The sequence below is a fragment of the Alteripontixanthobacter maritimus genome (genome assembly GCF_003340475.1).
In the GTDB taxonomy this organism is placed as follows: Bacteria; Pseudomonadota; Alphaproteobacteria; order Sphingomonadales; family Sphingomonadaceae; genus Alteripontixanthobacter; species Alteripontixanthobacter maritimus.
In genome coordinates this window covers 257,501-275,178 of record NZ_QBKA01000002.1, presented here as the reverse complement: position 1 = coordinate 275,178, position 17,678 = coordinate 257,501, and the positions used below count along the sequence as shown (strand labels likewise).

General features: G+C 59.3%; 15 protein-coding genes (1 of these 15 cut by a window edge). 3 read left to right on the top strand and 12 right to left on the bottom strand.

What is annotated here, in order from left to right; translation table 11 throughout:
• Positions 1 to 105: 105 nt before the first annotated feature.
• Complete coding sequence (locus HME9302_RS01465; RefSeq protein WP_230079824.1) at positions 106 to 786, top strand: TetR/AcrR family transcriptional regulator; 681 nt, start codon at positions 106 to 108, stop codon at positions 784 to 786.
• A 16-nt stretch (positions 787 to 802) separates the two neighbouring features.
• On the opposite strand, the gene HME9302_RS01460 is transcribed toward HME9302_RS01465, so the two are convergent.
• The 9 genes from HME9302_RS01460 to HME9302_RS01420 all read right to left on the bottom strand — a co-directional run bounded on the left by HME9302_RS01460 (position 803) and on the right by HME9302_RS01420 (position 11,130).
• Positions 803 to 2,059 (bottom strand): alginate lyase family protein, encoded by a 1,257-nt coding sequence (locus tag HME9302_RS01460; protein WP_181815646.1) that lies wholly within the window; start codon positions 2,057 to 2,059, stop codon positions 803 to 805.
• Entirely contained in the window at positions 2,059 to 2,817 is a 759-nt protein-coding gene (gene kduD, locus HME9302_RS01455; RefSeq protein WP_115365534.1) for a 2-dehydro-3-deoxy-D-gluconate 5-dehydrogenase KduD, read from the bottom strand. The genes HME9302_RS01460 and kduD overlap by 1 nt, the downstream gene beginning before the upstream one ends.
• 61 nt (positions 2,818 to 2,878) lie before the next feature.
• A complete protein-coding gene (locus HME9302_RS01450; RefSeq protein ID WP_115365533.1) occupies positions 2,879 to 3,511 on the bottom strand; it encodes an RpiB/LacA/LacB family sugar-phosphate isomerase in 633 nt (210 codons plus the stop codon).
• A gap of 132 nt (positions 3,512 to 3,643) precedes the next feature.
• The gene (locus tag HME9302_RS01445) at positions 3,644 to 4,666 is read right to left on the bottom strand and encodes a LacI family DNA-binding transcriptional regulator (protein WP_115365532.1); all 1,023 of its coding nucleotides are present in this window, start codon (positions 4,664 to 4,666) and stop codon (positions 3,644 to 3,646) included.
• A gap of 39 nt (positions 4,667 to 4,705) precedes the next feature.
• Entirely contained in the window at positions 4,706 to 5,983 is a 1,278-nt protein-coding gene (locus tag HME9302_RS01440; RefSeq protein WP_115365531.1) for a TRAP transporter large permease, read from the bottom strand.
• Positions 5,983 to 6,453: a TRAP transporter small permease gene (locus tag HME9302_RS01435; RefSeq protein ID WP_115365530.1), complete on the bottom strand. Its 471-nt coding sequence runs from the start codon at positions 6,451 to 6,453 to the stop codon at positions 5,983 to 5,985. The genes HME9302_RS01440 and HME9302_RS01435 overlap by 1 nt, the downstream gene beginning before the upstream one ends.
• Complete coding sequence (locus HME9302_RS01430) at positions 6,450 to 7,448, bottom strand: TRAP transporter substrate-binding protein (RefSeq protein WP_115365529.1); 999 nt, start codon at positions 7,446 to 7,448, stop codon at positions 6,450 to 6,452. Before HME9302_RS01430 ends, HME9302_RS01435 begins: the two co-directional genes overlap by 4 nt.
• Entirely contained in the window at positions 7,448 to 8,239 is a 792-nt protein-coding gene (locus HME9302_RS01425; protein WP_147270740.1) for a 2-keto-4-pentenoate hydratase, read from the bottom strand. Before HME9302_RS01425 ends, HME9302_RS01430 begins: the two co-directional genes overlap by 1 nt.
• A gap of 14 nt (positions 8,240 to 8,253) precedes the next feature.
• Entirely contained in the window at positions 8,254 to 11,130 is a 2,877-nt protein-coding gene (locus HME9302_RS01420) for a TonB-dependent receptor (RefSeq protein ID WP_181815645.1), read from the bottom strand.
• A 151-nt stretch (positions 11,131 to 11,281) separates the two neighbouring features.
• Here HME9302_RS01420 and HME9302_RS01415 point away from each other — a divergent pair, with 151 nt between their 5' ends.
• Together HME9302_RS01415 and HME9302_RS01410 are read left to right on the top strand one after the other, a co-directional pair.
• Positions 11,282 to 12,985, top strand: a complete 1,704-nt coding sequence (locus HME9302_RS01415; RefSeq protein WP_115365526.1) for a glycosyl hydrolase family 28-related protein — start codon at positions 11,282 to 11,284, stop codon at positions 12,983 to 12,985.
• Positions 12,982 to 14,013: a sugar kinase gene (locus HME9302_RS01410; protein ID WP_115365525.1), complete on the top strand. Its 1,032-nt coding sequence runs from the start codon at positions 12,982 to 12,984 to the stop codon at positions 14,011 to 14,013. Before HME9302_RS01415 ends, HME9302_RS01410 begins: the two co-directional genes overlap by 4 nt.
• A 3-nt stretch (positions 14,014 to 14,016) precedes the next feature.
• Here the strand turns inward: HME9302_RS01410 and HME9302_RS13215 are convergent, their stop codons facing one another.
• The 3 genes in view from HME9302_RS13215 to HME9302_RS01395 are tightly spaced (at most 47 nt apart) and all read right to left on the bottom strand, a layout consistent with a single transcriptional unit that may run on beyond the window.
• Positions 14,017 to 14,259, bottom strand: a complete 243-nt coding sequence (locus HME9302_RS13215; protein WP_181815644.1) for a hypothetical protein — start codon at positions 14,257 to 14,259, stop codon at positions 14,017 to 14,019.
• Positions 14,260 to 14,306: 47 nt separating this feature from the next.
• Positions 14,307 to 15,356 carry a phytase gene (locus tag HME9302_RS01400; RefSeq protein WP_230079823.1) on the bottom strand — a complete coding sequence of 350 codons (1,050 nt, stop codon included), beginning with the start codon at positions 15,354 to 15,356 and terminating at the stop codon, positions 14,307 to 14,309.
• Positions 15,357 to 15,373: 17 nt separating this feature from the next.
• On the bottom strand, positions 15,374 to 17,678 hold the 3' portion of the coding sequence (locus HME9302_RS01395; protein ID WP_115365522.1) for a TonB-dependent receptor. The gene runs 509 nt beyond the window's last position; 2,305 of the gene's 2,814 nt are visible here — the last part of the coding sequence; its start codon lies beyond the right edge, outside the window — the gene reads right to left on this strand; its stop codon occupies positions 15,374 to 15,376.

The following is a 17,678-nucleotide window of genomic DNA, read 5'->3' as shown; positions in this document are numbered from 1 at the left end:
TTTCCACCTCGGCTACCGAAACGGCGATCGGCAACACGGGGTTGCGCAAGTCTGCCGCACGGTCGATATTGAACGCTGGCGTTTAACTGAACGGGTGAGTTCACTTTGTCAAGTAAGGTTGGATCGATTGGAACTGGTTCGGGCAAAGTCGAATCCGACGGGTCCGAATACAAGGATATCGAACGGCGCAGTGGCCGCCCGACCGACCTTGCCAAACGCGCCGCCATCATTTCCGCCGCCTCGCATTCGTTTTTCGAACATGGCTATGGCGACAGCTCGATCGAGCGCATTGCGGCAGACGCGGATGTATCCAAGGTCACGGTCTACAACCACTTCGGCAACAAGCGCGCCTTGTTCAGCGCCGCTGTGGAAGCCGAATGTGAGAAGATGCGAAGCCACCTTTTGTTCGACGACCATAGCGGCCCGCTGCGCGAGCGGCTGGTGGCGTTTGGGCATGCAATGCTGGCCTTCCTCGCACGCCCGCAGATGATCCGCTTCGAACACCGGATCGCCGCCGAGACCGAACGGGAACCGGAACTCGGCATCGCATTTCTGGATGCCGGCCCCCGCCGGATGCACAGCGCTTTGTCCGGCCTGATCGCCCGCGCAGCCGATCGGGGAGAACTGGTAGTCGACGATCCCGATACCGCCGCAGAACAGCTCGCCTCCATGGTCAAGGGGCTTGGCGATCTGGAACGCCGCTTCGCCGGAACGGTGGATGAAGCGGCAGCCATCAAACGGGTCGACAACGCCGTCGACGCATTCCTGAAAATATACGGCGTTTAGATCTGCATGTCGCGACTTATGGCAGGGCCGCGAGCGTCATGTCCTGTGCCGCGTCTGGAAACAGGGCGGCCAATTCGGCATACTCGGCGCGCATCCGCTCGATCCGCCCGCGGTCGAGGTCACTATCCGGAAACGGCCAGCTTGCAGGGTCCGCCGCATAGCGCGCGAGGAACTGGCGCGCCGTATCCAGCCCGCGTCCATCCTCCAGCCGAGTTGTCCATAGATCGAGGCCCACGCATTCCGCGATCGTCGCCAGCCGTGCCGCAGCCTCGACCGCGTAAACCGAATAGTGCCAACTTCGCGTGCGCTTTAACTCTGCAATGAAGCGCCCCTGCCGGTCCATCTGCCGGCCGAGCCGATATTCCGGAAACGCCTTCGCCACATTTTCCGCGGCGTTTTCGGCACCTGCGAACAGAGCGAAGTGAGCGAGGTAGAAATCGTAGAACAGGCCGTGATTGTTGGCTTTACGCATCTCGTCTTCACCGTTCTCGCTGGTTGCCATCCAGACCACGAAATCACGGTACCATGCGCGAAGCGCGTTATGTTCGTCTGGCGACAGCACGTCTGTGGGTTCCAGCAGGCCGGCCGCTTCCACGATCGTGGACAAATGCGATGCTTCGATGATGCCCTCGCCGCGTCCCGCGACCTTGCCCGGGATGCCCTGCGCAAAAGCGAAACTGGGGTTCATCCGCGTGGCCGGGGTGATGAACCATGTCCGCAACAACAAAGCGGCATGGCGCGCGTAACGCTCTTCTCCCGTAACATAATGACCCACGGCCAGATCGCGCACAGCGTTGGCCAGGTTTCGAAGTCGGTCCTTGTCGAATTCCGGTCCGTCGCGCTCGGGGTTAACCTCCCCATCCTTGCGGATATAGGGCAGACCGTCTTTCTTTTTCGGATCGGGCCACCAATAAGGGCCGATGGAAACGTAATCATTGGCGGACGCACCCGGCGGAAGTTTCGTCTTGTCGGTCACGCTGTAAGGACCGCTGGCGAGCGCGCTTTCCGCGGCGCTGCGAATGCCTTTCGCAATTTCAGGGTCCGCTGCCGCCGCGGCCTTTATCCCGTGCAGCCAATCAGGACGCCAGAGGAACGTGCGGCGGCCGTCGAAATCGGCGGCGTAGCCTGCGCTGCCGCGGCATTGCGGGGATGGGGATGGGGAAGGAGCCGGGGCCGGGGATGGGGCATCCTGCGCCGAAGCGGCTCCCAAACCGAAGTTCGAACCTGCGATCAGGCAGGCAATCCCGAACGCGCGTAAAAGGCCGCCAGCCATTAGCGCGCCAGCCATCCGCCATCGACGGCGAGGATATGACCCTGCACATATTTCGCAGCATCTGACGCGAGGAACACCGCCGCTCCGCCGATGTCGCCGGGTTCGCCCCAGCGCCCTGCCGGAATCCGCTCCAGTATCTGGCGGTTGCGATCGGCATCGTCCTGCAGGGCGGCAGTGTTGTTGGTCGCGATGTAGCCCGGCGCGATAGCATTCACATTGATGCCTTTGGCCGCCCATTCATTTGCGAGCAGCTTTGTCAGCCCACCCACCCCACTCTTGGAAGCGGTATAGCTCGCTACGCGAACGCCGCCCTGGAAAGTCAGCATGGAAGCAATGTTGATGATGCTGCCACCATCATGCGCGGCCATGTGCCTGCCCGCAGCCTGACAGAGGAAGAACAGCACTTTCAAATTGGTGTCGAGCACCGCGTCCCAGTCGTCCTCGCTAAATTCCAGCGCGTCGCTACGCCGGATTATCCCGGCATTATTGACCAGCACGTCCAGCCTGCCGAACGCTCCCATTGTCTCGTCCACGATCCGCTGGCATGGTTCGATGGAAGAAAGGTCCGCCATGACCACATGAGCGCGCACACCGGCAGCTTCCACCAGCGCGCGCGTTTCGGAAGGATCCCGGCGTGCGGTCAGCACCACATCCGCGCCTGCATTGGCCAGCGCGACGGCAATCCCCTGCCCGATGCCGGTGTTGGCTCCTGTTACGAGCGCGACTTTGCCCGAAAGATCGAACGGGTTGCGTGTCATGATGTTTCCTTGTCGGTGTCAGGTAATCTCAGATGCGCGGTCCATAGCCGGACGGAGGCCGTCAGACGCTGCGAAGATAGTCGCTGATCGCCTCGTCCTGCGAATTGGCGTAGAACTGGTCGGCGAATTTCTCACCCGCGATGGCGGATTTCAGGAGCTCCTGATCGACATTCTTCAGGACGGTCAGCATGTCGTGGCAGGTAGCCTTCTTCAAGTCGGCCAAAACTCCGCGATTTTTCTTCATGATCGCGGCGCGCTCCTTGGGATAGCCTACCCCGCTCTCACCTTCGAACAGCTTGCGATAGCAATCCTGCAGGTTCAGCTCTGCCGCCCAGCCGAAGCCCTTGGCATAAGGCATCGCGATGGCGTTTCCGTCGTTGATCTGCGCGAATAGGAAGGCATCGGTCGGGTCGATTACCAGGCCGCAGAACACGCCCGGCATCGCATTGGCGGCCAGCATCGAACCGGACCCCGTCCCGCAGCCGGTCACTACAAAATCGGCTGCCCCTGAGTTGAGAAGAATACCGGTCAGCAGCCCGACCATCGGGTATGTAACCTGCGCGCCATCGTCGGCGGTATACATCCCGTAATTGTGGACTTCGTGCCCCAACGGTTCGACGACCGAAGTCAGCGCATCGTGGATAATGCCATTTTTCGCGGCCTGGCTGTTCTCGTTGATAAGAGCAATTTTCATGAAATCTCGCTTTCCCCGGTTGATACGTCGCGCCGGTTCCGGCCGACCGGATTGCGCGTTTGTTCGAAACGTAAGGTAACCGGTGTCATTTAACGATGCAAGCGCGGATCGCAGCCCGTCGTTTATAGCCTTTCAATCCTGCGGTGGCGGACCGACCGAGTCGCGTTTTACCAGCACCGACGGCAGCAGGGTTTCAGCGACCGGCGCATCTTCAGGCCCGGCAATTAGCTTGCACGCCGCGATCCGCGCCATATCGGATATGGGCCAGCGAACGGTGGTAAGCGGCGGCCAGACATGGTTGGACAGCGGCGTATCGTCGAAGCCCGCGATGGAAAGGCCGCGCGGCACTTCGATGCCCTTGCGCCGAGCGGCGATCAGCGCACCCACGGCCATTTCATCGTTCGAGGCAAAGATTGCGGTGGGGCGGGTCGCTGCTTCCAGAAGTTTGGTGGCAGCTTCCATGCCGGACTCGAACGTGTAACCGCCCTGTTCGATAAGTTCGGTGCGCACTTCCAAGTTGGCCGCCGCCAGCGCTTCTTCATAACCCAGCCGTCGCTCGATGGCAGAGCGGGAGTTGCTGCGGCCTTCGATCAGGGCAATGCGCTTGTGACCCTTGCCCGCGATGTAACTCACCGCCTCGCGCACGGCTTCTCGGTCGTTGGATGTGACCATCCTGTCCGGTTCGTCCAGCGCGACGGATGCCATGCGGACATATTTGCACCCCGCATCACGGCACACCTTCGCCAGCTCGTCATTCTCTGAAATAGGCGGCAACAGGACGATGCCATAGGGCCGTTGGCGTTCGATAAAGGCGCGTAAATCCTCGGCTATGGTCGGGCTTTCGCGGTCGACCGGCTGCACCATCAATCCGAATGCGGTACCTTCCAGCGCTTCCAGCACACCCTGTTGCACTTTCACCAGGAATTGCGCGTTCGGGTTGTCGTGCACGGCGGCAATGATGAAATTGCGCCGCAGCGCCAGCGCGCGGGCCTGCGGGTTGGGAACATAGCCGATATCCGCAATTACGGACTGGACGTGCTCACGGGTCTTTTCGCTTAGCAGCGGGGAGTTGTTGATGACGCGGCTGACCGTTTTCTTGGACACTTCGGCCAACCGGGCCACATCGTTGATCGTCGGATTGCCCTTGTCTGCCATGCGGGACCCATAGCCCTATTGGGATAGCCGGGAAAAGGGTCAGAATGCGCGCGGCAATGCCAGCGACAATTCCGGCACGAACGTCACGATGACCAGCGCAGCGAGCAAGGTGAAGTAAAACGGCCAGATCGTCTTCACCAGGGTCGCCACAGGTATTCCCCCCACGGCAGAGCCGACAAACAGGACGGAACCCACCGGCGGTGTGACTAGTCCGATACCCAGGTTCAGCATCAGTATAATTCCGAAATGCACTGGATCGACGCCCGTTGCCATCACCACCGGCAAGAAAATCGGGGTGGTGATCACGATCAGCGGCGCCATATCCATGAAGGTACCAAGCATCAGCAACATCACGTTGATGATCAGCAATGTGAGGATCGGATTGTCCGTCATGACTCCGATCAGGGAAGCCAATGCAGCCGGCACTTCCAGCAGGGCCAGCGCGAAACCGAACGCGGTTGCCGCAGCGATTATGAACAGCACCATGGACGCCGTGCGGACCGACTTTTGCGCCGCTTCCCAGAACCCGCTCCAGCCCAGATTGCGATACACGAAGGTGCCGACCAGGGCCGTATAGATAACTGCGATGGCAGAGCTTTCGGTGGCGGTGAACACTCCGCTCAAAATGCCGCCCATGATGATTACGGCGGTCATCACGCCGGGCAAGGCGAACAGGCCGGCACGCAGGAACTTGTACCAGCCGGGAAATTCGCCGCGCGGTAAATTGCGGCTTCGCGCGACCAGCCATGCCGTCAGCATCAGCATGGCGCCGGTCAGCAGGCCGGGCATTATACCGGCGAGGAACAGGTCACCGATGGACACGCCAACCCCTGAAGCAGCGGCATAGATTATCATGTTGTGCGACGGCGGGATCAACAGCCCGACAATCGCCGCAGTTACGGTTACATTGACGGAATAGTCCCGATCATAGCCCTTCTCGTCCATCAGCGGCACCATCGTGGAACCAATGGCCGAGGCGCTGGCGATGGCAGAGCCGGACACCGCGCCGAACATCATTGACGCGCCGACATCGACCAGCCCCAGCCCGCCGCGCACCCGTCCGAAAGCCGCATCCGCCACGCGCACCAGCCGGTCGGCAATACCCGCACGGTACATCAGGTCCCCAGCGAAGATGAAGAACGGGATCGCCATCAATGTGAATACGCTGATCCCCGCCGCCATCCGCTGGACCGCCACCACCAGCGGAATGTCGATCACGAGGAACGTCGCCAAAGCCGCGCCAAACAACGAGAAAGCGACCGGCACGCCAAGCGCTAGAAGCAGCAGCAAAACGCCCATCAGAACCAGAATTTCCATCAGGGTTCACCCCGCCAGCGGGCATGCATCCGGCCAAGCGAAAAGAGTGCGATCAACAGGCCCGACAACGGTATCGCCAGATACGCAACCGCTCGGCTAATCCCGAGCGAGGGGATCACGAAATCGCGGACCATCCATGCCAGCATCGCGCCATAAACGCACAGCACCAGCCCAAATACCGCGATGAGGGCATGGATCGCAATCCGCAGCCATTTGCGCCTGTGTTCGGTAAGCCGGTTCTCCAGCACTTCGATCCGGATATGGAACCGCTCCCACACACCGGCGGCGGCGGCGAAAAATACGTACCAGATCATCAGCAGCAAGGCCGTCTGTTCCGACCACGAAGGGCTGGAATTCAGAACGAACCGTCCGAATACCTGCCAGCCAACCACCGCAGTCATCAGCACCAGACCCGCCGCACCTGCCTTTATCAGCAAGCTGGATGCCTGATCGGCAAGCCCCCGCTTCATAGTCCGCCCTCCCGCTGGGCGAGTATCTTGTCCACCAAGGCGCGTTGTTGCGGCGTGGTGATAAATTCGTCCCACATACCGGTCATCCGCGCGGTGAAAGGCGCAGGATCGACCTCGTTCACGGCCACACCGGACTGCATCACGATGGCGCGGCTCCTGGCGACCTGCGCGTCCCACAGTTTGCGCATATAGGGCACCGAATCCTTTGCCGAGCGCCGCACGATGTCCCGGTCCGCCGCCGAAAGCTTGTCCCAGCTGACCTTGGACATCACGAACACTTCGGGTGCGAGCAAATGCCGCGTCAGGCTGTAATAGCGTGCGACCTCGAAATGGCGGCCGCTTTCGAAGGACGGCCAATTATTCTCCGCTCCGTCGATCACCCCCTGGGCCAGCGACTGGTAAACTTCGTCGAGCGGCATCGGCGTTGCATCCGCGCCCAGCGATTTCACCATCGCCACATACAAATCCGAACCCGGCACGCGCAGCTTGAGGCCGCGCATATCGTCAGGCGTTTCGATCGGGCGCTGCGTGTTGTAGAAACTGCGTGCTCCGGAATCGTAGAAGCACAGGCCGATCAGGCCGTGCCGTTCCAGGGAGGCGAGGATCTCCTCCCCGATCTCGCCATCCAACGTGGTGCGCATGTGGTTGGTGGATTCGAACAGGAAAGGCAGTGCTGCCACTGTCGTCAAAGGTTCGATGGAATTGAGCGGAGCCAGGTTGACGCGGTTGAAGTCCAGTCCGCCGAACGTAGTGATTTCCAGCGTATCGCGCTCGTTGCCCAGTTGCCCGCCGGCATACATGTTGAGGCCCAGCCGCCCTGCCGTTCGCTCAGATAAAAGCTCGCCGAAGCGCAGCACAGCCTGCACTGTAGGATAATCGCGCACATGCGTATCGGCCGCCGTAAATAGTCCGGACAGGCGCATTTTGCAGGCTGCAACACTTGCGGTCGCGCCCAGGATCGCGGCGCGGCGGGAAAGGCGAAAGCTCCCATCCATCAGCGCGTATCAGCCGCCGGGACGAGTTCCAGCTCCAACTGGCCGAGCGCACCGAAATCGATTGCCGACTGCGCTCCAGCCAAGGCTTCGTGCACTCCGGTAATCGCGCCGCATGAGATATAGGTGCCTTCCGGCAAAGCAAAGCCCCGCCTAGCGGCATGGTCTGTAAGAAATTCGCGGGCCGTAGCCACGCCGGTTTGCAGTTTCGCCAGCTCCTTAGTCCCCACGCTTCGCCCGTCGATCACCGTATCGACCCGCACCGGTTGGTCGTAGTCCCGCCAGTCGGTAATCTCGTCCCCGATCAGCAGGCCGCGATTGTTGCCGAAGTCGCAGATGACGGCAATGGGGCCATAGTCGTTGATATCGGGGACCGGGCTGCTCGCGATCTCCGCCCCGATAAACAGCCGGTCATCGTCCCCAGTTTCCCCCATCCGCAGGACGAATTCCGGTTCGATGGCCGCGAAACCGCTCGTGAACACGGGCATTTGCGCGCGTTTGTTGCTGTCTACCTGCACCACCGACTGTTCGAAAATTGGCCCGCACAACCATTTTGCGTCGAAGCGCGAAAGGAATGCCCTCGGCACACCGCCGACCTTCCACCCGGCAACCCGGTCTGGCCATTTCGCCCGCGAGGCGTCCTGCACATCATACGCTTCGTCCAGGGTCGCCGGTAGTTCCCCCGGGAAGCCGGGCAGCGCGCGCATATCCATCCTCGCCTTCAGCAAGGCTTCGGAAATCGCGCGCTGCCCGGCCGGGAGAGCTGCTGCAAGCGCCGTATTGCGAATTGTCAAAGCCTTGCGCCCGATCAGAACCTGCCGCGCAGGCCGAGAAAGTAGCGCGTTCCGGAATAATCGGACTGCGCCAGATTGTCCCGAGTCGGCCGGTAAAAGACATTCGGTTCGTCGAGAATGTTCAGCACCTGAAAGCGCAATTGGAGATTGTTCAGAATGTCGTAGCTGGCTGAAAAATCCAGAAAACCCTGATCTTCCGTGAACCGGTTCTGCGTTGTGCGGAACGGTTTGAAATAATCCGAACGCCATTTATAGGCCACGCGCGCACTGAAATTGCTCGTTTCGTAGAACGCGGTGGCATTCATCGTATGCTTGGAATAGCCAGGAATGTTTGCAGGCTGGGTGAAGTCAGCAATCGCGTTACCGGACACCACGGTCGGGTCGGGAAATTCAAAGTTGGAATCCGCGAAGTTGTAGCTGGCCTGGAAGCCCACCCCGAAGTCGAACTTGTGCTGCGCACTGACTTCGAAACCGAGCAGTCGGCTCTTGTCGTCCGAATTGACCGTGCGGCCGATGACGACCTGCTGCGGCGCACCATCGACGATCAGGGTCAGCGGCGTGACATCGGTGCGGAAGCCGGTCGAAAGTTGCTTGGCATAACCGGCGATAGCGAGCGAAGTCGTCGGCCCGGCATACCATTCGAACGAAACATCGGCATTCCATGACTTCAGTGGTTCGAGGAAAGGGTTGCCGCTGGCACTGACGATACTGCCAAGATCGCCCAGGTCCGCTTCGTTGTCGAAGTCCAGCCCGGCGGAAAGCGCCTCCTGGTCGGGCCTGGCAATCGCGCGGTAGGCGGCAAGGCGCAACAATTTGTCCGGTGCAAGTTCCAGGATCAGGTTCGCGCTGGGCAACACGTTGGTGAAATCGTTGGTTTCGGTATTGACCGTAGGTTCGCCCACCCTCGTGATGATGAGCGAGTTGGGGTCCTGCGGATCGGGCGCAGTTTCCAGATCGGAACTGATACCCACCGATGTTATGTCGGTACGGATGACGCGCACTCCGACATTCCCGCGCGCCGGGACCGACCCGAATTGTGTGTCGAAATTGGCCTGCACATACCCTGCGTAGGTTTTCTCGGTCACTTCGGCATCGTCCGGTGAGCGAGTGGACACGCCGTCGCCCGGAAGGCCGACATCGGGGCCGCCGGTAAGGGCGGCAAACAATGCGCGTGCGTCCCATGTTGCGAAAGTCAGCCCCTCAATCGGTGTGTCCGCGCCTTCGTAAAGGTCGTCGACGATGAAGAAGTCCTGCCGGGCGTCGATCGCCCCGCGGCTGTCATATCCGGCCACCAGTGGGAGCGAACCGCCGAACTCGCCGGTCGCCGCATTGAAGCTGTCGATACCGTCATCATGCAGGCGGAAGCGGTCGCCATACCGGACACCCGCTTGCAGGCTATCGATGAACCCGCCCATTTCGTAGGTTGCGTCGAACCGGAACGCCATGATCTCGTCGTCGATGTTCTCCAGCCGGCGACGGGCACGGGCGCCGTTGTCGTAGATATCGTGATTGTCGAGGTCGAACGCGAGCCCGGTATTGGCTTCCACTGCCGATACGTCGGTAAGGATCAAATTCGGCACGTTCAGCCCGCGCTTGTCGATTTCGTAAAGCACGCGGCGGTTGGTCCGGATACGCATATCCAGTTCGTCCTGCCGGCGTTTGGTCTGCGAATAGGCACCATCGATAGCCAGGATCAGCGGGCCGGTACGCCATTCGATATTGCCGCCTAGGCCCACATATTCCTCGGTCCGCTGGCGATATACTGTTTGGTTCTCCAACCGGGTTTCACCCGTCCAGTTAAGCAAGGCCCCGGTCTCGGAAATGACGAGCGGTACGATGTCCCGGCGGCCATCGGCCACGACCAGGTTCGCACGCTCCTCGATATCGTCGCGATAGGAATATTGCGCGTCGAGGTTGATTTCCAGATTGGGTGTCGGCGCATATTGCACGGCGCCGAGGATCGCATCGCGGTTGGCCTCGGTCGCCTGCGCACGATAAATATACTGGTTGGAAACGAAATAGAACTGGTCCGACGCGCCATTCGGAACACCATTCGCATCGGTATCGAAAGCGCAATTGTTGCTCTGGTCGACACCCTCGATCGTATTGCACGGGCGATAGGTGGAACTGCTGGTGTAGATGTCTTCGGGTGCGGTATCGCGCCGCAGCTGTCCGCCGATCGCGATCCCGATATCGCCGTCGCCCAGCTTGAATTGGTCGACATAGGAAGCGGTCAGGCGGTAGTTGAACGGATCGCCGTCAACAACCCGATCCTCATAATCGCTATAGCCGCCGAGAGCCTGGATCTGGATGCGCTGCTTGCCATAATCGAGCGGACGCAGGGTCTGCAATTCGATCACGCCCGACACGCCGCCTTCGATGAAGCTGGCCTGCTGCGACTTGTATATGATCGCCCCGTTGATCAACTCCGACGGGAACTGCCCGAAATTGACATCGCGGCCATCGCTGCCGGACGACACTTCGCGGCCGTTGATGTAGGAAGACCCCAGGAATGCGCCCAGCCCGCGTATCGACAGTTCCGACGCGCCGCCCTTGAACCGGTCCGACGTAACGCCGACAATCCGCTCCAGCGTTTCCGCCACCGAAAGGTCGGGCAGATCGCCGATATCCTCGCCCACAATCGCATCGCCGATAACATCCAGTTGACGCTTGGCTTCCAGCGAATTTTCGATGGTGCGCGCAATTTCGCCAGTCACGATGATCGTATTGGGGTCGTCCGACAGAACTTCCGACGTGTCCTGCGGTTCGCCCACCTGCGCCATCGCCGCGCCTTGCGGAATGAGCGACATGGTGCCGAGCAGCAGTGCCGACTTCAGCAGGCGTATATGATTCGGCTTGGTGCCGTTCAAAAAGTTGCTGTGACTGCGCATGTAACCTCCCATAAAAGCATTCTCTCTTGCGAATCTTGTGCTCGCTCCGGTTGCCGATCGCTAAGGAATGACACCGGTTAACCCAATAATTGACACCGGTGCCATTGAACGTCAATAGTCAAGGTGGGAAACGATAGGGAGAGGTGCATTCATGCGACACTTTGTTGGCAAGCGACTGGCATCAAAGGCTTTATTTTGCGCGTTTGTGGCGTTTACAGGCAGCTCACAAGCTGTGCTCGCGCAGGATCTACCTAAAATTCTCTCCAACCCGGAAACGCGCGATCGGCATTACCTGCCGGACTTTTCCTACGCCGGTTATGAATTCGGCATCCAGCCCATTCCCGATGTGACCGCCGAGATTGCGGTAGCAGATTATGGGGCGGTGCCGGATGACGGAATTGATGACAGCGCTGCCATCAAACAGGCGCTCGCCGCAGCGCACTCCATGGACACGCCAGTGCGTGTCCGCTTCGACAGCGGGCGCTACCAGCTTTCCGAAATCCTGTGGATCGAGCGCAGCGGTATTGTCCTGTCCGGCATGGGTAGCGGTGATAATGGGACGGAGCTTTATATGCCCCGCCCGCTGAACCAGATCGACGATGGCGGCGCGCTGACTGAAATCCGCGCTTATCTGAAGGAAGAGGACAAATACGAGCGGCAGAAGAGCGCCAATCTGGACGTTCTGTTTTCGGAATACAGCTGGAGTGGGGGTTTCCTCTGGACCCGCGTCCCCGGCGGCCGTCACGCAACCTACCTCAAACGCTACGACCGCGAAATCGAGAAGCCGGCCGACATCGCTTCGGCCAAACGCGGAGAGCGCCATTTGGAAGTGCGGTCAGCGAGCGGACTGTCGACAGGCGATGTACTGCAAATCCATTGGCACAACAGGGCCGGCCCGGACGGCGCACTGATTGCATCGCTCTATGGTGATACCGACCTGAAGATTGGCGCCCGTCATTGGGAAAGCCCGGACCGGCCGCTTGTGCGTCAGGCGACCCGCATCGAAGCCATCGACGGCAACCGTGTCACGATTGCGGACCCGTTGCTGCACGATATCAATGGGGAGCTCCCGGCGTACTTTGCCAAATGGGACCATCTGTCCGAAGTCGGCATCGAGAGTATCGCCCTCACCTTCCCCGAAAATCCTTATTTCGGGCATCATAACGAGGCTGGCTACAACGGCATCTATTTCACCGGCGTCCATAATGGCTGGATCCGCGATGTCCGCGTGACCAATGCCGATAGCGGCATCCTGACCGACGATCTGGCCAATGTAACGATTGCGAACATCGTCACCGATGGCGACCACAAGGCGCATTACGCGGTCCACGTCGGCAACGTACACAATGTACTGATTGATGGGCTGGATGTGATGAACCCTACCCAGCACTCCCTCAGCTTCAACACGCAGGCCACGAAATCGGTCTACCGCGATGCGGAAGTCTGGACCACACCGACGCTCGATCAGCATGCCGGGGCCAACCACCAGAACCTGTATGACAGCGTAACTGTACACGTTGCACCGAATGACCAGGCGGAGGACGGCACCCCGCTCTATGATCTCTTCAAGGCAGGCGGTGCAGGTTACTGGCAACCTGGGCACGGCCGTTACAACACGATCTGGAACCTAAACATTCGTGTCGAAGGCGGTGTGGAAGCTGACGCACCAATCGCTATCGTTGGTAAATCTGAAGGGCCGGAAGCGCGCGTCGTGGGTGTATTTGGCAACCGCCCAATCCTGTTCGACTACAATCCGGAACCGTACTCTGAATCGATGGGCGAGCGTGTCACGGCGGCACCGTCCCTGTACGATTACCAGCGCAACCAACGACTTTCGGGCAGGAGCGCGAAATGAGCGAATTCCTGTCCTTCGGCGAAATCATGCTTCGCCTGAAAACGCAGGGCCATGAACGGTTCTTCCAGTCCCCCGTGTTCGAAGCCACGTTCGGCGGCGGCGAAGCGAATGTGGCCGTGGCGCTGGCAAATTATGGTTTAGATGCAGGTTTTGTATCGGCCCTACCCGATAATGATATCGGGGCGGCAGCAATCGGTGAACTGCGCCGCTTCGGTGTCGATACCAGCCACATCCGCCGTTCGGGCGACCGCGTTGGTATCTATTTTCTGGAAAGCGGCGCCAACCAAAGACCATCCAAAGTGATCTACGACCGTGCGCGTTCGTCGATCTGCGAGGCTGGTCCGGGAAATTTCGATTGGCCTGCTATATTCGACGGCGCAAAATGGCTTCATATCACCGGCATCACACCGGCCCTAAGCCAGTCGGCAGCCGACGTCAGTCTGGAATGTGTGAAAGCCGCTCAGGCAGCCGGCGTCACCGTGTCATGCGATTTCAACTTCCGCGGCAAATTATGGAAATACGGCAAGACGGCGCCCGAGGTAATGCGAGATCTGGTCGAACATGTGGATGTCGGCATAGCGAATGAGGAAGACTGCCAGAAGTCGCTAGATATTTCGGTCGATGTGGACGTTGAGTCGGGCGAGCTCGATACGGCAAAGTACGAAGCGCTGTCGGAAAAGGTGCTCGATATCTATCCTGGCATGGCCGCCATCGCGATTACCCTGCGCGAAAGCCTGAGCGCAGACCGCAATAATTGGTCTGCCTGCCTGCGCACGCGGGACGGCGGCTTCAAGCTTTCGCGCCGCTACGAGATGACGGACATCGTGGACCGCGTCGGCGGTGGCGACAGCTTTGCCTCGGCCTTGATCTATGGGCTCAACGCCTATGACGATCGCCAGCAAAGCCTGGAATTCGCCGTTGCAGCGAGCTGCCTGAAACACTCGATCCTAGGTGATTTCAACCGGGTCAGCGTACCGGAGGTCGAAAAACTGATGTCGGGCGACGGTTCGGGCCGCGTGCAACGCTAGCTGCTACCAAATCGAAATTGCATGGCGATCAGACAGAGAACGCGGCGCCAGCATCGCTTCACAAATTTCCCTGGTCCTATTTCCGAAAAACCGGTTCGCCTGTTGCTGCTTTTTCGTCGGATTATTCAACGGCATCCTGAAAGCGAACCGCGTTCCTTCGACTGCCGAACCGACCGGAAGCGTACCGCCAAGCGCCTGGGCAATATCCCAAGGGGTCGCCGCAATGTAATGGTCGATACCCTTCAAAGTCGATCCGACACGCGATGACATTGATCACTGCGCCGGTTGGCGGCTTATTTGCCGGCCGAGGTCTTCTCGACAACGGTCGTTTGCGCGACGCCAACGGAGAGAGCTTTCTCGATCGCGCCTAGCGGTACGAACTTGAAATTCTGCGCTCCCGCTCCGTTCTGACCATCTTGCGCAACGAATAATCCGCCCGGAAAATCGGGCCCGAAGTCTCCGCGCCTGGCTTCGATCCCATCGGTTTCCTCAGTGCTTCCGAAAACGCCCGCGGCGATGCGGAATCTGCCCGCAGGTGTCAGGTCCGGCAGGGTGTACCGCATATAGGTGTTATCGCCCTGACTGGACGCGTAGAGCCAACCGCCCGTTTCGCCTTCTGGAACCAGCGCCAGGCCTTCGAGGTCTGCAACCAGGTTTCGGTTGTCTACCGCCGCGACGAGCTGGCCTTCGCTCGCACCGTTTGCGAACCGCCACACACCGCCTGCTTCTTCGCCGATATAGAGGTTGCCATTGCGTGCATCGATAGCGCATCCTTCGGGCTGGCTGGGTACGCGCATTTTACGCAAGGGTTTAATTGACGGGGCAGTCGAGACGGCAATTTCCCACTCGCCGATATTGCCTTCCTTGGGGGCGGTATAGACAATCAGGCGGCCGTCCTTCTCGTAACCACAAATGCCGTATCCCTCACCAGATCCGGAAGGCAGGGTGGCGATCTCGCTCAATTCTCCGCTCGAAGTGTCCAGGCGAAACAGCGCAATGTTCGCATTGGCGAGATCGCTCCGGTCGCTGGCGAAAACAATCACGCCTTTATTGCCCATATCGGCCAGATCGACATTATTGAGCGCGGGGCGGGCAAAAAAATGTTTCACCTGTCCGGATAGGTCGTAGACGTAGAGGCCGCCCTTCTTGTCGGTCGCCACCACCAGGCTCGCAGCTGGATTGGCAGCATTGCGCCAGATCGCAGGGTCATCGGCCGCATCTTCGTTCGCAGTGCCTACAGGCGCGGTCTCCGCCACCGCATAAACCGGTACCGCTGGATTGCCACTAACGGTGATTGCGGAGCAAGAGGCGAGCAGGCCCGCAGCCCCTGTTGCGGCTGCCAAGTTGCTGATCCCACGCATCAGAATGTCACCCGCGCGCCGAATTTCATCGTCCAGTTGTATTCCTCGAACTGGTAGAGGTTACGGCGTCCGCCCAGCTCGTTGTAAGCAAAGTATTTCGCATTGTTGATGTTCACCCACTCGTAATAGAGCTGGATGCCGTCATTGATTCGGTATTTCGCACTTAGATCGAGCTGGAAATGGTCGTCGACATATCGGTCGAGCTCGACCACGTCGGACAGTTCATCCAGATATCTGTCGCGATAGGTTCCCGACAATCGGACGTCGACCGGACCCTTGTCGTAGCCGAGCGAGAAGTTCGCAGTGTGCCGCGAGGTAGTGGGCAGGGTGATAGAGCGCGGTCCATCGCTGGCGACTGTCGTCACCTCGCCGCTGCTGTCGGTAAAGGTGTAATTTGCTTGCAATACGATACCATCCAACGGACCTTTCAGCGTCTGTGCGAAACCCAACTCTATTCCCAAGATTTCCCCATCCTGCCCGTTGCTCAGGATGGTCGCTTCGTCGAAGGCCACTCCGCGGAAAATCCCCCCGGCATCGCTATTCTGCTCGTAGATGAAATCATCGAGGCTCTTGTAGAAAAACGAGGCGAAAATTGCGCCGTTGGAACCAAGATAATACTCGGCCGCAGCATCGAAATTCCATGCCTCGGCGGGGAGCAGGTCGGGATTGCCAAACTCGCCCTCACGCTCGCCGTCATCGGCTTCCTCAACGGCAATGCGTGGCGCCTGCTGGAAGGGGCCGGGCCGCACGATGGAGCGATAGGTCGCAGCGCGCAAGATCAGGTCCGGCGCTGCTTCATATCGGACATTTATACTTGGCAACCAGTGGTCGTAATCCTTGTCGATTTCTACAGGTGTCACGATCACGGTATCGTCCAGAGCAGTGCCGCCACCGGGCAACGCTCCGTCCTCCTCGACCAGCAAAACATCGTTGCCGCGCAGGATGTTCGAAGTGTTTTCGTACCGCACACCGGCAATAACAGTCAGGTCGGAACTATCCCATCGGCCCAGCAGGTATCCTGCCAGGATATCCTCATCGACCGAGAAATCGGACACGGCAGAATCGAATTGACTGTCGATCTCCTGAAATTCGAACTGGTCGAAATTGTCGCGAAAAAATTCAGTTGCCGCAGTGTAGCCTGGCAGCGGGGACAGGTCGGCTAACCGATATGTCGGTCCTTCACCCAAAGCGTCGGCAAGTGTATAATCGTCAGCTTCGTAAAACTCGACCGTCGCATCGAACGATTTCTCGCGCCATCGTCCTTTGAAGCCGCCCTGCACGGTGAAGACTCCTGAGCCGGTAAGGAATTCGCGGCCGATATCCCATTGTGCGCTGTACTCCTCGTCCTGCGCAGAGGACAGGACGACGAATTCGACATCGTTCAGTTCGTATGCCGAAGGGGTAAAGAAGTCACCGGGATCGGCCAGTACGGAATAGAGCGGCACGCGCGCGTCGGATACATCAAAGCCGACCTGCAACCCCTCCTGTTCGTATTCGCGCTCGAACTGGGTGGGATCGACGCTACCATTTTCAAGCTCGGTCGATTTTGCCCAGCTAGCCGAGTATTCGGCGAACCAACCGCCCCATTTGCTTTCGCCACCGAAGGTCAGGCTGCGGATTTTCTGACTTTCGAAGCGATCCTTGATGTCGCGTTCGATTGTGATGGCCTCGTCATCGCTGAAGATCAGCGCTTCGGTGCTACCCGAGGCATTGGCGTCACCGAGGTCGAAGGTCAGGCGGCGGCGGAATTCCTGATCGTCGAACTGGCTGTATATGCCGCGAACATACAATTCGGTTGTCTCTCCGGCACGAAAATCGAGGCCCAACGTGGCACTGATACGTTCCCGTTCGACATCATAGTCGCGATACTGGAATTCTTCAGCGTAGACGAGATCGCCATCACGCTCCCAGTCATCCGCCTCGATATTATCGGTTTCAAACTCCCGATTGTAATATGAAAGCCCGCCCGACACGCCAAAATTGTCGCTGATGCGGGTGGAGAAATCTACGCTGCCTTTGGGTGAGAGCCTGTCGGCCAACTCGTTGTAGCTGCCTTCGGCCTTGACTGTGAGCAGATCCTTGCGACGATCGAACGCGCTGGTAGTTTCGATTTCAATCGACGCGCCGATCGTGTCGCCATCCATGTCCGGCGTCAGCGATTTTTTTACCTCGATGGATTCGATAATGTCACTGGAGATAACGTCCAGCGCGACGCCGCGCGTATCGCTTTCTGGTGAAGGTAACCGAACCCCGTTCAGCGATGTGGCGTTGAGGTCGGGACTAAGACCGCGGACGGAAACAAAC

Bases quoted from the DNA above. Each gene is read 5' to 3' on its own strand.
- HME9302_RS01420 (WP_181815645.1), bottom strand. From the start codon at position 11,130: ATGCGCAGTCACAGCAACTTTTTGAACGGCACCAAGCCGAATCATATA.
- HME9302_RS01430 (WP_115365529.1), bottom strand. From the start codon at position 7,448: ATGGATGGGAGCTTTCGCCTTTCCCGCCGCGCCGCGATCCTGGGCGCG.
- HME9302_RS01410 (WP_115365525.1), top strand. From the start codon at position 12,982: ATGAGCGAATTCCTGTCCTTCGGCGAAATCATGCTTCGCCTGAAAACG.
- HME9302_RS01460 (WP_181815646.1), bottom strand. From the start codon at position 2,059: ATGGCTGGCGGCCTTTTACGCGCGTTCGGGATTGCCTGCCTGATCGCA.
- HME9302_RS01415 (WP_115365526.1), top strand. From the start codon at position 11,282: ATGCGACACTTTGTTGGCAAGCGACTGGCATCAAAGGCTTTATTTTGC.
- HME9302_RS01435 (WP_115365530.1), bottom strand. From the start codon at position 6,453: ATGAAGCGGGGGCTTGCCGATCAGGCATCCAGCTTGCTGATAAAGGCA.
- HME9302_RS01445 (WP_115365532.1), bottom strand. From the start codon at position 4,666: ATGGCAGACAAGGGCAATCCGACGATCAACGATGTGGCCCGGTTGGCC.
- kduD (WP_115365534.1), bottom strand. From the start codon at position 2,817: ATGACACGCAACCCGTTCGATCTTTCGGGCAAAGTCGCGCTCGTAACA.
- HME9302_RS01450 (WP_115365533.1), bottom strand. From the start codon at position 3,511: ATGAAAATTGCTCTTATCAACGAGAACAGCCAGGCCGCGAAAAATGGC.
- HME9302_RS01440 (WP_115365531.1), bottom strand. From the start codon at position 5,983: ATGGAAATTCTGGTTCTGATGGGCGTTTTGCTGCTGCTTCTAGCGCTT.